Raw genomic sequence first — 13,851 nt, 5'->3', positions numbered from 1 at the left:
GCCATTCACCTCCCTGAAAGTTTTACGAAACATTAGCAGCATGGCGTTTCTTGAGCATCCGCTTAAGTTGTACGAAGCTTCACTACACGGTACTTCTTCACCATAAGCCTTACTACGGAGCATCCGCTTAAGTCCGGCTGTGCATCTCCGGCGGGTCCCCTTTTCTCCCTTACGGACTGTAGAGCCGTTGGTCCGTTAGCCAGCCCGCGGGCAGACGTCAGAAGGCGGTGTACGCTCCGCACCGGAGGCAGGCAAACATCCTAACCCGGTACTTCAACCAGTATATTGAGGGGGCACAGATGCCGGCACGACACCTGTCCCCGGTGATACGCACATTTTTGCCTGCTCCGGCTGCAGCCGGGACCCTGCTGTTTGTCTTAGCCGTAGATGACACTAAGCAGCTGGTTCAGGCGTATGGTGTAGGTGTGGTCCTTCAGCGTCCGTTCGAAAGCGCGCAAAGCCATATTCCGGCGTTCTTCCTCATGCGTCAGGTAATAACGGATTTTATCCATCATCTCCTGCGGGCTTGAGAAGGTATCGATCTCTTCGCCAACCTTGTAGAATGAGCCCATATCATCCCGGGCATCGCTGAGCTGCAGCGTACCGCTGGCGGCAATCTCGAAGGTACGCGGATTCGGGGATACCGCCGGAATGTACAGCGTATTGTTATTCGCCACCTCATCGATATGAGAGCGGTGCAGGTTGATGACAATTTTCGAGCCGCTGTAGGTGACTGCCGTTTCCTGCGGGGACATCCACTTGCCGATCTCGATCCGCTCGCCGTAGAGAGGCGCTTCAGGCAGGCGGTCCCACCAGATTCCGTTAATCACTGTGTTGTAACTCATCAGCTCCGGCATAATATCGCGGAAGAAATTAATCCGGTTCCAGTACGCAGAGCCGATGAAGCTGACATCACGGCTGACTGGTGAACGTCCGGTCGTCGGGCGGTAATGCTCCCGGTGGGCAGCAAACGGCAGGTAATGCACCTCTGTGCAGCCGAGGCCCTTGTAGAACTCTACACAATTGCGCTCCAGTGTGAAGACATAGTCATAGTGGGCAACGATTTTCATAGTGAAATCGGTATAGTACGGGTCATCGGTCAGCCAAATCGCTGTCTTGATCCCTCTGCCGCGCAGAACAGCCACCTGATCCAGCGGCAGATCAAGACCATCGAGCACCAGCACGAGATCAGGACGCTGGGCCGAAGCCAGCTCCACCAGATTCTGGCGGACATCGGTAATGGTGACCTGGGCGGTCAGTCGCTGCAGCGCGAAGAGCACGGCATCATCAAGCGGGGAATACGGATACCCCTTGCCTGAGGCTACATACATGACATGGATATTGCGGACCGCAACCGGCTCCTCCGGCCGGCCATCGAGTATGGCCAGACGTCCGCGCAGGTATCCCTCATCGTATCCCACCTTGAAGCCGGTCAGGCGTCCGCTCAGCTTTTGTTCTTCCGCAGGGGTCCGCGGCAGCGGCGGGGCAGGCATGATAAATTCATTGTTCATGAGTATTCGCTCCTTCTATCCCATAGTGGACTTTAGCGTTGTGCAGCAAGAACATTCAGCAGATGGGGCAACCGTGCGGTAAAGGTGTGATGGCGCAGTGTCGTCTGCAGCCCCCGCAGCGCATACTGGCGGCGCTCCTTCTCATGCTTCAGGAAATAGTCAATTTTGCGTTTCAGCTCATCCGCAGAAGCAAAGGTCTCCAGATCACGGCCCGGACGGTAATGAAGATCCAGATCCTCGCGGATATCAGTCAGCTGCATCGTTCCGCAGGCGCTGATCTCGTAGGTCCGCGGATTAATCGAACGGGACGGCAGCTGGAAGGTGTTCCGGTTATCCTGCCCGCCCTCCCAGGGGCGGTGGATATTAATGACCAGCTTGGCGCCGCTGTAATAATTAGCCGTTTCCTCCGGAGGGATGAAGCCGCTTCTAATGAAGGGAGACAACTCGTCGAAGGTACTCAGGCGCTCCCAGAAGCCGCCGGCGATCAGCACTTTTTTCCCGCGGAGAAAAGGGGCCAGCTCATCAAACAGCTCTGTCCGGTTACGGAAGGCGTTGCCGATGAACACAATATCGAATTGATGCTGCGGACCGGTGCGGCGCGGGTAGAACATCTGCGGGTTAACACACAGCGGGAGATAATGCACGGACGCCACACCGAGTGAGCGGTAAAACTCCACACAGCCCAGCTCGTGGGTAAATACATAATCATAATGCTTACAGATCTCTGAGGTATCTTCGGTAAAATAGGGATCATCAACAAACCAGATCGCTGCCGGAATGCCCAGCTTTCTTATCTCCGTAATCTGTTCCAGATGGTTCTCGGGAAACACATGCAGCCCGTTCATCACCAGCACCGCTCCCGGAGACTCGCGGGCCGCTACCTCCAGCATGGTCTCCGGAGAACAGATAAGCAGCTCGCTTACGAGCAGCCGCAGCGCTTCCGTCACTCCAGTGTCAATCGCCTGAAACCCTTGCGGGACATACATCAGCTTGAACGGACGGCATGCTCCCACCTCAGGAGAATTCAGAGTCTTCACGGCCTCGCATAAGCCCAGATGATATCCCTCCTGGTAACCGTCGCGGTAGTCCCGCGGACGCAAGTTTCTATTTTTTGCTTTCACGGCCTTCACCCTGCCCCGTCATATTCTCAAGACAGTAGTACTATATGCGGAGTCAGCATCCGCCTCATGGTCATCTGTCTGTACTCTGGCGAAATTGGCACATGCCCCCTGTCTTTCGCCCGCATGGCCCGCACCTTCGGCGATTTCATCCACAAACATGCCCCACCAACATCCCCCACAAAGTGCAGTCCACTCACCGAAGCTTATTCAAGTACTTTGCGGGGACCCCGGAATTCATATAGAATCAAAAGAACAACCATCCGTGTAACTTGGCTAAAAAGGGGGAATTCAGAAATGAGTTCATTGCATGGCCCGATGCTGTATCTCCGGCATGCGGAGCTGCTGCGCGAGCAGGTGCCTTCGTTCGGGGTGTATCCGTTTAACCTGCCCGTGGTACGGGTACTGGAACGGCTTGTTTTCCGGAAGCAGGTCACTTTTCTTGTGGGGGAGAATGGAACCGGCAAATCGACGCTGCTGGAGGGAATTGCTGCAGCCTGGGGCTTCAACCCGGAAGGCGGGACGCTGAACTTCTCGTTTGGCACCCGTGCCTCCCATTCAGGCTTATATGAATATTTGCGGATTGCCAAAGGTGTGCGGCGGCCGAAGGACGGCTTTTTCCTGCGGGCGGAAAGCTATTACAACGTGGCTACTTATATCGATGAGCTGGATGAGGAACCGGGCAACGGCCCCCTGATCAAAGACTCCTACGGCGGAAATTCACTGCATGAGCAGTCACACGGGGAATCCTTCTTCTCGACATTCGTTCACCGCTTCGGCGGGCAAGGCATCTATATTCTGGACGAGCCGGAAGCAGCCCTGTCCCCGCTGCGGCAAATGTCGCTGCTGGTGCGGATGCATGAGCTGGCAGAGCAGAATTCACAGTTCATCATTGTCACCCACTCCCCGATTCTCATGTCTTATCCGGGAGCGGATATATTCCAGCTGGAGGGTGAGAATATTACGCCTGTTGCGCTGGAGGACACAGATCACTACACGGTTACGCGGGCCTTCATGACCGACCGCGAGAAAATGCTGCGCGAGCTGCTGGGCGATGCGTATAGCCCTCCGGGCAGCTGAATCAGGTTTCATAACGAAAAAAGACACCTTGCGGCGCAGCTGCCGTCAAAGTGTCTTTTGAATTTACATCAATACTCTGTAATTCCCAATTGGATAAAGCTAGTCGTCCTTCTCCGGATGACATTCACTGTATCCATTCAGAAGCGCATCCAGCTTCACAGATTGGCGAAGTACCCGTACATCCTGCATGCCGTACTCCAGGGCTAATTTGTTCAATTCTTGTCTTGCCTGTTCAATCCTGTCCTTGTATTCCTCACTACCCATAGCGGCCCCCTTGCAGAATGAGGCTGTTCCAAGCCATTTTCCACACTTTTACTAAAGTTCCAAACACATTGTATTCTATAATTTATCACGGGTCAATTAACGCTTTGCAGAAGCAGCAAATTTTACAAATCTCACGATCGTATGCACAATCCACCCAAACATGGCTACGGCCATCATATCGAAGCAGACATTGAACAGGAACAGATGCTTGCCGATATCCGCCCTTCCGTCACCAAGAATAGGCACGAGGAAGGAGAATAGTCCGATCAGTCCAAGCAGCATCAGCAGTTCTCCGGCAATCCGCCCCGCAGGCTCCCTTGTACGGAAATAATAGAACAGGACTCCGGCATAATAGACCAGATAGAATAAGGCGAGGAACCCGAGCGAGTCAGGCAGATGTTTATTCTTGAACTCACTCCAGCCGCTGTAGGCGAAGGCTACCGTTCCTGCCGGCTTGCCCGCACTTTTCTCATAGCTTCCGAGATAATAAGGACGGATAGACATGCTGTTCCCGGCAGCATATTTCATATTGTCTATTAACCTGACGGGATGCTTCATATAAAAGAAAAGTACGTCCTTATGCGATACCCGGTCATAGAAATCCGCCTTAAGCGAAGGATCATCCTGCTTAATCGCCGTATCCCCCTGAAAATAATTCGTTCCCGCCAGCACCTCAAGCCGCGAAGGCAGCCCCAGATCCCGCAGGTCCCCGCGCACATCCGGCGACTCATTCAGGATACCGAAGAACACCGTCTGATAGAGATTGATATGCTTCAGCTCCTTCGGCGCGGCAACGTACATGATTACGGATACAAGCGCTGTTGCCACCGCGAACCGGAGTGCCAGCTTACGCCAGTTCCCGGCTCCGTCCAGCGTCCGCAGACGCAGGAAGATCAGGGCGAAGGCGAGGCCGACCGGCGCATTCTGGATTTTGGAGCAGATCAGGAACAGTACGGCCACAAAGAACAGCGTCAGCCCTTTCGCCGTCGGCGTCTCCTGCCCGGTAAGCCGCAGCCCCAGCGCAAAGGTAAGCAGCATAAACACCATCGATACCGGTTCGCCGAACAGGGAATTGAAGTAGGCCAGATAGCCGATATCATAAAAAACAAATAAGATGCCCGCACCCAGCAGCAGTCCGGTTACATAAGATTCCCTGGCCCCCAGTTTGACGATCATCCACGTAGCCGCCAGCAGCAGCAGGGCATATACCGCCCCCAGCAGGCGGATATCGAAATAGCTTCCGTGCACGAGCCCCGCGAGAAGCCGCGGAACCAGCACGAGCAGAATCTGCGAGGAAGGATAGAAGCCGCGGAATATATTTTCATAAGAAAACCGGGAATGGCTGAAGCTGAAAAAGCGGTCAGCGTAACTCTCAGCAGCATCGTAGTAATTCAATCCGATCGTATTCATCATCCGCAGGAAATCGCCGTTGTCGGCAACCCCGGTGAAGGGACGCACGAACAGCAGATAGATGATCAGTCCGCAGCCCGCCACGGCTACGAGATGTTCTGATTTTAATATTTTCTTCATAGCTCCTCCTAGCGCTGCGGCAGCAGCTTCACATATTCATCCGATAAGCCCATCAGCTTCAGGATGTAGTCATAATCGCCCTGATATTTACTGATGTCGGTTACCGGCTGGAGCGTATCCAGCGAGACGGCCTGACCGTCAGCGAACCCTTTTCCCGGTACGAACATCACTTCATCATTGAAAAATGAACCTGAAGGCAGATAATACCGCATCCCTATCACATTCCTGTTAATATTGAGCAGATCATGCCCGAAGGCGGTAAACCCTTCGTCTTTCAGTGAGACTCCCAGCAGATTGGCTACCGTAGGCAGAATGTCCAGCTGGCCTCCGGTCCGCTCCACTACACTCCCCTGCGTCATACCCGGCACATGCATGATAAGCGGAATGTTGAAACGGCTGACCCGTTCATCATAAGGGGTTCCAAGTGCTTCTTCTACCTGCTCCGCCGGAACATCCTTTGGCTGCAGACCGAAGTGGTCACCATACATCACCAGCACTGTGTTATCCCACAGGCCCTGCTGCTTCAATCTCTCAACTAAAGTTCCTATCGCATAATCCGTATAATTGATTGCTGTCAGATAATCGCCGAGCATCGTGCCCTGCAGATTGTCAGGAACCGTAATCTTCTTGAAGCTGTCCGGGATCTGGAAGGGATGGTGGCTCGACGCTGTCACCAGCTGGGCGTAAAACGGCGTTCCCTTCTTCTGCAGCGCTGCCAGCTTATCCACAGCGGTCGCATACAGCTGCTCGTCAGAGGCACCGAAAGCATTGAAATGGTCATTGTTGAAGTAACCCTTGTCATAATACCCATTGAAGCCCAGCGCCGGGTACAGCTCATTGCGGTTCCAGAATCCTACCTTGTTCACATGGAAGGTGTAGGCTTCATATCCTTGATCCCGCAGCAGACGCGGCAGGCTAGGCAGCTCCCGGTCTCCGAAGCCCGTGGACATGGCCAGCGTCCCAATCGGGTAGATTGAGGTATTGCTCATGAATTCAGCATCGGAAGTATTGCCGGGACCAATCTGCTGATAGACACGCGGGAAATAAAAGCCTTCGTCAGCAAGGGAATTCAGCACCGGGGTCAGCTCCTGGCCGTCCAGCGACTGATGCAGCGGGAAATTCTGAAACGCCTCCATTTGGATGATAATTACATTCTTACCGCTTTGCGAGCCGAAATACACCGGCAATCCACCTGCTGAGTCCCTGTAGGGATATGTTGCTTCCAGCGCTGCAATCTTGGCAATCGTTTCATTAATATCCCCGGTGCCAATAAGGCCGTTATCCTCCTGCGCTTTGAGCGCCGCAACCACCTCATAATTCAGGAAGCCGGCACTTTCCGCCTGCACCAGCTCATTGGTAATGCCCCGTGCAGAATCAATGGAATACACCGACAGCGAGCCGCCGCCGATAATGGCTACGAGCAGTACCACCAGGTATACTCTCCGGGCGCTTCGTGAGGGTTGACTGCTGAAGTGCCGCACCGAACCGTGCTTCCACCTGCGGAACAGCGAATAGAGCATCACAGCCGCCAGATCGGCAAAAAACAGATAATCGACCAGTTCAATTGTAGATTCCACACTCTCTTTGACCTGGAATACCTGGTTCAGCTCATAAAGCGCCAGGTAGGTCGGCACCGAGCCAAAGTGGTTGAAGTAGACGCTGGCCGCGAAGAACAGCAGCGATAATATAATGTTAAGACTCCAGAAAACCGCTTTTTTCATCCGTCCCGGAGTAATTAGCGCCAGCACGCCCATAACCAGCAGCACCGGTGCGAGATCGGCAGCAATCCATTGCCAGGCAATCCGGTCAAAAAAGAGCCCGCGCAGCAGCAGCAGCTTCAGCCACAGAAGTCCTGCGACAATATAAAAATGTGCCTGCAGAGGCTTATTTTTCCGCTCGTTCATAATGATGATATCTCCTCTTACTCTCTCATATTGAAAAACTGTGTAAACTCTATTCCATTTTTCTGTAAAAGTTCAGATTTCTCTAGTATAGCAATAGTTGAAATAGTTATCAAAGCGGTGACTTCCATAAAATGCAAAAAGAACGCTGCCCTTATGGGGGCGCGCGTTCTTATCATTTGCGGAGAGGAGAAGAGATTATTCGGCAGGCGTTAAACTCTGCTGAATCATATAAAACGTACCGTCCAAATTATACGAAGCTACTACAGGAGCCGCCCCGTCAGGGCTGGTGAAGGTTAATATCCCCGGTGATTTCATATTTGTATCAACCGTATAATCTTCCAGGCGGATGCCGAAAAGTTCATCCACTATGGCAGCAGCTGAGCGCTGCAGCTCCGCTGTGTCCATATTGAGCAGCTCCGTATCCTGCTCGCCGCGGATTTTGGAATCAGATGATCTTACATCGCTCAGCGTGTAGTCGAAGACTTGGAGGATATTCCCGGTGGCATAGTCCATCATAACTATAGCTGAACCATACTCGTTGTCTCCATAGGTCAAAACAAGGATATCCCATTTCGGAGCTACCGTCCGCTTAATCGAGTACAGATGATCTGTCTGCTCCGCACTCTGCCCTCTAAGCAGTCTCAGCGCTTTCAGGCCTGCCGCTTGTACGACTGAAGTCGCCTCTCCCGCTTCAACATTGAAGGTTGACCGCTCATATTCACCATCAACATAATCAATCTGCCCTTCGGTCCCGATGAGACCGTCAGTGACCTGTACACCTTGCCGCCCGCTGTCCAGCCCGTAGTGCACAAAATGCTTCAGACCTGTAACTGTGAATTCTCCCTTATACCCGGCATCCTGCAGATGACCGAGCGCTTCTGCAATGAACGCCGGATCAAGCTCCTCAGGAGGATAATAGGCGTTCATGTTCGTCCGGATGACCTCACCCGTCGCTGTGTCAATCCAGACTACAGCCGAATCCTCTCCTTCCTTGTAGTGGACAGCGGCGATGCCCTCCTCCGGCGCCTTAAGCCGCTCCAGAAACAGAATTGGCAGCTTCTTGCCAAGCTGCGCCTGCATAGTCTGATCAGCAATTTCTATCAAACCGTCATCTGTAAGCACGCTCTGGCCCGCCACCGGCGGTTCGAAAATTCCGGTCCGGGCCGCCGCTGCCGTAGGATTGAATCCACCCGCAGACCCGCTTCCGTCAAGCTCCAGATACAGCAACCCGGCGCCAAGCATCAGGAGGATGATCGCTGCAGAGAGCATTCGCACACGGAATGTTCTGCGGCGCGGTGCAGCTGGTGTCACAAGGTCTTCGGCCGCCCCGCCCGCATGAATCTGCCGGATCACATGATCCGCGGCCGCTTCCTTAAACTTCATTTCCCGGAAGGGCCCTTTCCGGGCGGTATCGTACCACTGGGGCTCCTGCTCATGCTTCTCCATTACTCCATCCTCCTTAATTTGTCCTGGATAAGCTTACGCGCACGGTGCAGCCTGGATTTGACCGTTCCGGGGGAGATCTGCATCAGCCCGGCAATCTCACGGATCGTCAGCTCCGCCTTCAGATCAAGCACCAGCACCTCGCGCAGCTTATCCGGCAGCTTCATAATCAGGCTCCAGATTTCATCCGCCTGCCGGTTGCCCAGATACTCCATCTCGGCTGAACGGGATACACTGCCGCCTCCCGCTGCTGCAAGCTGTTCCTGCCCCGCGGCCGCTAACGGCTGCACTCCGCCCCACAGCCCGGAACGGTAGAAACGTGATTTCCGGTACGTAAACACCGTATTGCGGGCAATCGTGAATAGCCAGGTTTTCAGTGACGAAGCGCCGCGGTATGTCCTGATCCGGTAATAACATTTGATGAACACCTCCTGCGTGAGTTCATCTGCCTGATCGCTGTTTTTGGTAAGAAAATAGATATAATTCCAGACCTCTTCTCCATAAAGCTTCATAATTTCCCGCAGCTGCTCTTCCGTAATTGCTTCAGCCTGCTCCAGTCCATCCAGTTCCAACGGGCTCACCTCACTATATTTGACCTCAAGAAAGGAGGAAGGGTTCATTTTATATCAAAACATTCCGCACTTTTACTGAAAATAAAAAAAACAGAGGACCAAAGTCCCCTGCAAAGTATATAGCTTAAACTGGCGTTTGCCTATTACGGTTCAGCTCCGCTATAGAAAGGGCCAATAGAGCCGCTATCCCAGCGGGGTCTTCACCAGCAGTCTCTTAATCGAACGGTTAGCTTCCTGAAGCACTGTTTCCTTATCTACGGTCTTCAGCAGACCCTTATGCATGAGAATTTCCCCGTCAACAATCGTCGTCTCCACATCCGCGCGGGTGGCGGAATAGACAATGCGCGAGATCGGATCAACATCATAGGACGGGAAGGTGTGGAAATTGTACAGGTTCAGAATGGCCAGATCCGCTTTTTTGCCGACCTCAATGCTGCCGATCTCCTGCTCCATGCCTACCGCCCTCGCTCCGCCAATCGTCGCCATCCGGAACACGCTTCTGGCATCCATCGTCGTCGGACCGTGCTGCGGCTTCTGGATGACCGCCGCCAGACGCATCTCATTGAACATATCCAGATTATTGTTGCACGGAGCGCCGTCCGCTCCCAGGCTGAGGTGAATATGATTATGCAGCATCCCCGGAGTGTCGGCAATGCCGGAGGCCAGCTTCAGGTTGGAGCCGGGGCAGTGGCTGACATGTACCCCGCGGTCACGGAGAATCCGCTTCTCCTCCTCATCCAGCCAGACACAGTGAGCCAGAATGAGGCGCTCATTCGCGAGGCCCAGATGCTCCAGATAGACCACATTACGCATCCCCGTCATCGCCTGCACAATCTCGATCTCCCCCTGATTCTCAGAAGCATGGGTATGCACTTTGACCCCGTAATGTGCCGAGAGGTCCCGCACCTCCTTCAGCAGCGCCTCCGTACAGGAAATAACAAAACGCGGGGAGAACGCATACTTAATCCGGCCGTTGCCGTAGCCGTTCCACTTCTCCAGCAGATCCACGCTCTCCTGCAGTGATGCCGCCGTCTCTTCCTGCAGCGCCGCCGGGGCATCCGGGTTCTTCTGATCCATCATCACCTTGCCCGACAAGGCGCGGATGCCGCTTGCCGCAATCGCCTGGAACGCAAAGTCCGTATGATTCACCGTCTCCATATCGACAATCGTCGTGGTGCCGCTGGTAATTAACTCTCCAATACCGAGCATGGCGGAATAATACAGCGACTCCTCATCATGCGCTGCTTCAAGCGGCCAGATCCGCTTGCGCAGCCAGTCCATCAGCTCCAGGTCATCGCCTTTGCCGCGGAACAGCGTCTGGCACAGATGAATGTGGGTCTGTACAAAACCAGGGATTACCGTGCGGTTCTTCGCATCCATCACGGTCTCATCCCCCTGTACCTCAAGGCCGCTGCCGATCTCCACGATCAGATTGTCCTTAATACGGATATCCCCGTATATAATGTCCTCCTGCTTATTCATTGTAATGATCTCCGCATGTTTGATCAGGATATTCGCCATAACCCGCTCCCCCTTATCCTCTTGTCGATGTCCAGCTGGTGTATAACACAAAAAGGCCACAAAAATATGCCTCAGCATATTTTCGTAGCCAGAAATTTACGGTTCCCGGTAGAGACCCTTAAACCAATTATTAAGGATATACGAAAAGGACTATTCTATTGCTTAAGAATAGTCCTATCATAAATCAAAGACAACTTTATTGTCAACGAAAGTTATTAAACATTACACAAACTTAATTTAATATCTATTTAAGTAACTATTTACTGTAAATTAGTTACTTTGCGTTATATAAAATAACATATAGGTAATAATTTGAGGTTGATTCAAGGTGTGCTAATGTCATATTTCTATGCCAGTACCTTCTCGAATACAGGAAAAGCTGCTGTACGTCCGGGAAAATGAATCTCACCCCGCTGTGCATATCCAAGGGCGGGATACAGCTTCAGTGCTCTGCTATTCTTCGCGTAGGTATCAAGCCGGATGCTGCTGTAACCGCCGCTGCGGGCAAATTCTTCGGCAAAAGCAATGAGCCGGCGGGCAATCCCCTTGCCCTGAATCTCAGGATGAACTGCAAGCCGGTGCATAATTAATTGAGGCCCCTGCTGCTCCTTCCACTCGATGGCCCCGTATTGCTGCGCCTGATTCTCATCCAGCACGATGATGCCGGCGATGGCTTCGCCCTCCGCAAGGACAAATAAGGTACCCTTGTTAATATCCTCCGTGATGACTTCGCGGTTCGGGTAATGCTCGTCCCATTGATCACTTCCGCCTGCCTGCATAACTTGTACACATTTGGAAATCAGATTCATAATTTCCCCGGTTTCCTTCTGCCGGCCTCTGCGTATCTCATTCCCACTCATGCAGCTTCCCCGCTTTCCTGTCGTCTTTTGGACCCGGTAAAGGTCTGTTAAGAAGTCTAACACATCCGGGTGCAAATTCCGATAGTCCAACTTATGCTATAGAGGCGGCGGGGAATTGTGCCAACCTCTATAGCGCCTCAGCTACACTGCGGCAGCAGATGCTTCAGCCCAGCTCCAGCTTATGCCCGTCCTCGAAGCCCTTGGCGAAACCTGCGTCGAACCCCACGTTGTATGCTTCGGTGTAGCCCTGCTGAAAGGCGTCTCCCGGCGGGAGCTCCGGAGGGACGCCCAGATCCGGGGGGAGCGGGACAACCTGCGGCGCCGGCGGGGCTTCAACTGCCGGAATCACCTGTACCGGCTTAGCCACCTGTACCCGGCGGCTAAGCCGGCGGCGGAGTCTTCTTTTTTTGCGCAGCAGCAGCGGTCTCTTGCCTGCCTTACGGATCAGTCCTCTGCGCGTTTTGCGTCCAAGGGTTTTGCGCACGCGCGTTTTCCGTGACAGCAGCAGTGTGCGTCTGCGCCGCTTGCTGCCCGGATGCAGCTTGCCAAGTCTCTTTCTCTTCATCCTTCTACTCCTCCTGTACTTCATGTCCTTCTTGCAGCGGTGCCCTCCGAGCAGGCCTTATTCAGCCAAGGTGCAGCAGGAACACCCTGTTTGGGCTCATGCAGCGAAATGCCGGAGATCATCCGGCACATCGTACTCTGGTACTCACTGAGAATCCTGACATTATCGCTTAGCTTGCGGGCTGTCAGCTCCGATTGCCCCGTAACTTCGGCAATGCTCTCCAGGATGGCCGCGAGCGCAGCCTGGCTGCGGGCGATCGAGCGGATCATCTCCAGCTTGACGGCATGTTCGGAGAGAAGCCCGCCGCTCATTTGCTGTCGTCTCCGAAGCTGAAGCCGTCCTCACCGTCTCCGCCGAAGCCGCCGCCTTCATCCTCACCGCTGCCCAGCACCGCCTTCAGATTGCTGTAAAGCCCGTTCTCCAGCTTCGTCAGCCCTTCAACCATCTCCACAATCACCTCGTGGATGGAGATTGATTCCTTCAGCTGGTCCTCATGGGAGTCGAACGCTCTGGCGTGGACATGATGATGGGTCCACTGCTTCACTTTCTCCGCTTCCACCGCCTTGGCCTCCAGGATCATCGCGATGTTCCACTGGATTACAGCGGTCGACTCCAGCATTTGCAGATAAGCCTTTTCTCTGCTCATCTTCCGCCTCCTTGCTCAGGTTACGCCTTACTCTTCTTCCTGGCCGTTTAATTCCTTGATCACTCTGCCTACTCCCTCAGCCATCGCTTCTTCAAGATCGGCAAGTGCGTTGAGGTAAGCAATAATGTTCTTGTTAACCTGACCTGAGCTTTCCACCAGCCCACTGAATCCGCCAAAATCAGGGTCCGCATCCGGCAGATCGTGGACTATTTGCGACATACGGACGGCTACGTGGCGTTCGGCGTCGAGAATCCGTGCCATCTGTTCGTGCGTATGGGCCATGTGCTGCAGGACTTTCGTTATTTTACTCTGCACCTTCATGTCTCCTTTGCTCAAACGCCCTGCTACAGCATATGCGGCATCAGCCGTGACGGTGCCGGAGAAACTCCGCAAGTTGCGGAGGGGAATGAGGGGAGTGGACGGATGAGGGCGGGGGGGGGGGGTGTTGCGGCGGCGGTAGTGGTGGATGGGGTTGTCAGCATAGGATGTAGACGTGCGTAGAGCTCGGGCGGGCGTTAGTAACTTGGAGTTATGGTTGGCGGGGATGGGACTGGCGTTGGCAGCGTGGAGTTGCGGCATGTGGCGTTATGGTGGTTACATTCTAGGACCTAACCGGAAATAATTGGAAAAACGTCACTTATTTCATTGGTATTATAGGTTCCTTATGAAAATAGTTGGAAAAACAACACTTATTCAGACCATAATTGAGCATTATCAGGCATAGAGGAGAATATAGATGTCATTTATCCACTTATTTCCGGAAGTGAAGGGAAATCCAGATATTTAAGTGTAGAAAATCCAACTATTTCCTTCATATAGCGGCGGCGAGCGGCAGAT

The 13,851-nt window shown here is 53.5% G+C and carries 14 protein-coding genes and 1 riboswitch; of the genes, 1 reads left to right on the top strand and 13 read right to left on the bottom strand.

What is annotated here, in order from left to right; genetic code table 11:
* Positions 1 to 377 precede the first annotated feature (377 nt).
* The gene (locus LOS79_RS31400) at positions 378 to 1,511 is read right to left on the bottom strand and encodes a CgeB family protein (RefSeq protein ID WP_315414906.1); all 1,134 of its coding nucleotides are present in this window, start codon (positions 1,509 to 1,511) and stop codon (positions 378 to 380) included.
* Positions 1,512 to 1,543: 32 nt separating this feature from the next.
* Positions 1,544 to 2,641, bottom strand: coding sequence for a CgeB family protein (locus LOS79_RS31395; protein WP_397386713.1), 1,098 nt, complete (start codon positions 2,639 to 2,641; stop codon positions 1,544 to 1,546).
* 285 nt (positions 2,642 to 2,926) lie between these two features.
* Here LOS79_RS31395 and LOS79_RS31390 point away from each other — a divergent pair, with 285 nt between their 5' ends.
* Positions 2,927 to 3,709 carry an AAA family ATPase gene (locus LOS79_RS31390; protein ID WP_315414904.1) on the top strand — a complete coding sequence of 261 codons (783 nt, stop codon included), beginning with the start codon at positions 2,927 to 2,929 and terminating at the stop codon, positions 3,707 to 3,709.
* A 99-nt stretch (positions 3,710 to 3,808) separates the two neighbouring features.
* Here LOS79_RS31390 and LOS79_RS31385 read toward each other — a convergent pair whose 3' ends face one another.
* From LOS79_RS31385 to LOS79_RS31335, 11 genes are all read right to left on the bottom strand, one after another.
* Positions 3,809 to 3,973, bottom strand: a complete 165-nt coding sequence (locus tag LOS79_RS31385; protein WP_315414902.1) for an aspartyl-phosphate phosphatase Spo0E family protein — start codon at positions 3,971 to 3,973, stop codon at positions 3,809 to 3,811.
* Between the two features lie 96 nt (positions 3,974 to 4,069).
* On the bottom strand, positions 4,070 to 5,503 hold the full coding sequence (locus LOS79_RS31380) for a glycan biosynthesis hexose transferase WsfD (RefSeq protein WP_315414900.1): 1,434 nt from the start codon (positions 5,501 to 5,503) through the stop codon (positions 4,070 to 4,072).
* 8 nt (positions 5,504 to 5,511) lie between these two features.
* On the bottom strand, positions 5,512 to 7,407 hold the full coding sequence (locus tag LOS79_RS31375) for an LTA synthase family protein (RefSeq protein ID WP_315414899.1): 1,896 nt from the start codon (positions 7,405 to 7,407) through the stop codon (positions 5,512 to 5,514).
* Positions 7,408 to 7,602: 195 nt separating this feature from the next.
* Complete coding sequence (locus LOS79_RS31370; RefSeq protein ID WP_315414897.1) at positions 7,603 to 8,853, bottom strand: hypothetical protein; 1,251 nt, start codon at positions 8,851 to 8,853, stop codon at positions 7,603 to 7,605.
* Positions 8,853 to 9,431: an RNA polymerase sigma factor gene (locus tag LOS79_RS31365; RefSeq protein ID WP_315414896.1), complete on the bottom strand. Its 579-nt coding sequence runs from the start codon at positions 9,429 to 9,431 to the stop codon at positions 8,853 to 8,855. The genes LOS79_RS31370 and LOS79_RS31365 overlap by 1 nt, the downstream gene beginning before the upstream one ends.
* A gap of 174 nt (positions 9,432 to 9,605) precedes the next feature.
* Complete coding sequence (locus LOS79_RS31360) at positions 9,606 to 10,943, bottom strand: 5'-deoxyadenosine deaminase (RefSeq protein WP_315414895.1); 1,338 nt, start codon at positions 10,941 to 10,943, stop codon at positions 9,606 to 9,608.
* Between the two features lie 65 nt (positions 10,944 to 11,008).
* Positions 11,009 to 11,107: riboswitch (purine riboswitch) on the bottom strand.
* Positions 11,108 to 11,290: 183 nt separating this feature from the next.
* Positions 11,291 to 11,803, bottom strand: coding sequence for a GNAT family N-acetyltransferase (locus LOS79_RS31355; protein ID WP_315414893.1), 513 nt, complete (start codon positions 11,801 to 11,803; stop codon positions 11,291 to 11,293).
* Between the two features lie 163 nt (positions 11,804 to 11,966).
* Positions 11,967 to 12,368, bottom strand: a complete 402-nt coding sequence (locus tag LOS79_RS31350) for a FliH/SctL family protein (protein ID WP_315414892.1) — start codon at positions 12,366 to 12,368, stop codon at positions 11,967 to 11,969.
* Positions 12,369 to 12,388: 20 nt separating this feature from the next.
* Positions 12,389 to 12,679 carry a hypothetical protein gene (locus LOS79_RS31345; protein WP_315414890.1) on the bottom strand — a complete coding sequence of 97 codons (291 nt, stop codon included), beginning with the start codon at positions 12,677 to 12,679 and terminating at the stop codon, positions 12,389 to 12,391.
* Positions 12,676 to 13,014 carry an alpha-helical endospore appendage domain-containing protein gene (locus LOS79_RS31340; RefSeq protein ID WP_315414889.1) on the bottom strand — a complete coding sequence of 113 codons (339 nt, stop codon included), beginning with the start codon at positions 13,012 to 13,014 and terminating at the stop codon, positions 12,676 to 12,678. Before LOS79_RS31340 ends, LOS79_RS31345 begins: the two co-directional genes overlap by 4 nt.
* A gap of 27 nt (positions 13,015 to 13,041) precedes the next feature.
* On the bottom strand, positions 13,042 to 13,335 hold the full coding sequence (locus tag LOS79_RS31335) for a nucleoside-diphosphate sugar epimerase (RefSeq protein WP_081751236.1): 294 nt from the start codon (positions 13,333 to 13,335) through the stop codon (positions 13,042 to 13,044).
* Positions 13,336 to 13,851: the final 516 nt, after the last annotated feature.

It is taken from the genome of Paenibacillus sp. MMS20-IR301, assembly GCF_032302195.1.
Taxonomy (GTDB): domain Bacteria; phylum Bacillota; class Bacilli; order Paenibacillales; family Paenibacillaceae; genus Paenibacillus_AQ.
The sequence above is the reverse complement of the archived record's forward strand: the minus strand, read 5'-3'. Positions and strand labels throughout refer to the sequence as shown.